Here is a 210-nt window from a genome sequence, read left to right as displayed (position 1 = left end):
ACCGTTTGGTATTGAGCGACGCGGCGTGGAAGCGGATGGCGCCGTTGATCATAGGGCGCCCCGATCAGAAGGGCTCGACCGGACGCGACAACCGAATGTTCGTTGAAGGAGTGCTGTGGATCGTGCGGACGGGGTCTCCCTGGCGCGATCTCCCGGAGGTCTTCGGCGATTGGAACAGCGTGTTCCGGCGCTTCAGCCGATGGAGCATCA

The 210-nt window shown here is 62.9% G+C and carries 1 protein-coding gene; it reads left to right on the top strand.

Going from position 1 to position 210, the window contains the following annotated elements; genetic code table 11:
- Positions 1-210: transposase (locus FNJ47_RS55910; protein WP_163163970.1), on the top strand; the 210-nt coding region annotated here is incomplete at both ends.

The organism is Bradyrhizobium uaiense, assembly GCF_010811875.1.
In the GTDB taxonomy this organism is placed as follows: domain Bacteria; phylum Pseudomonadota; class Alphaproteobacteria; order Rhizobiales; family Xanthobacteraceae; genus Bradyrhizobium; species Bradyrhizobium uaiense.
The sequence above is the reverse complement of the archived record's forward strand: the minus strand, read 5'-3'. Positions and strand labels throughout refer to the sequence as shown.